This is a genomic window from Colwellia sp. TT2012 (genome assembly GCF_001440345.1).
Lineage (GTDB): Bacteria > Pseudomonadota > Gammaproteobacteria > Enterobacterales > Alteromonadaceae > Colwellia.
Map to the genome: position 1 here is coordinate 1 of NZ_LJYX01000161.1, position 765 is coordinate 765.

Sequence of the window (765 nt, forward strand, 5' to 3'; positions counted from 1 at the left end):
TTTAAGACGTTCACGAATTTCAGTTAATTCTTCCATGACTTTAGCCATGGCTTCGCCTTCGCGGAAAACCCCAAAGTTCATTTGCATACCCTGTCGTCAGTCTTTCCGAATATGTACTGGGTCCTCACCTCTAGTCGATGATTCCCAGCGATTAGTACGGGCAAGTGAGATTTCTAAGTATGATCCAGACCCATCAACACGGTGTGGGTGATGTTGCCGGTAGCGAAGTCAGCCTGGAAGTTGTTGTCCACCGCAAACTGACCGATGTCCTCGTCCACGTTGGTCGAGGAGCGGCTGATATTGCCATTGGCATCTACTGGGGACCAGGCGTAGGCACCTACGGTCAGCTGTTGGAACGACAGCTCCGACTTGGTATAGCGCAAGTTTTGCTTGAACTGCCAGGTATCGTTGAAGCGGTGTTCAAAGGCATAGCCCAGCGCGTAGTAAGTGCGGTCGTAGAACTCGTAGTCCGGGTCACCCAGGTTCTTGTGATGGGATACCTTGCCCAGCGGTGATTTGATCTTGGTACCCACGATCGGCAGGAACTGACTGGTGGCGCCGGTATCGTCGCGGGTGAACTGCGACAGGAAGGTCAACTTGGTATCGGTGTCGATGTTCCAGGTCAGGCTCGGCGCAATGTTGTAGCGCTTGTTGTCGATGTGATCGACCTGGGTGCCAGCATCGCGCACCACGCCACTGAGGCCATAGAGGAATTGACCTTCATCATCGATCTTGCCGGTGCTGGCGAAGTTGATCTGGCGATAG

Annotated in this window: 2 pseudogenes; both read right to left on the bottom strand. The window is 53.5% G+C overall.

Features of this window, described 5'->3' with window-relative positions:
- Positions 1–189, bottom strand: a pseudogene (gene sdhA / locus ASU03_RS21670) (succinate dehydrogenase flavoprotein subunit); the annotation flags it as partial.
- Positions 174–765, bottom strand: a pseudogene (locus ASU03_RS20395) (hypothetical protein); the annotation flags it as partial. The pseudogenes ASU03_RS20395 and sdhA, both read right to left, overlap by 16 nt.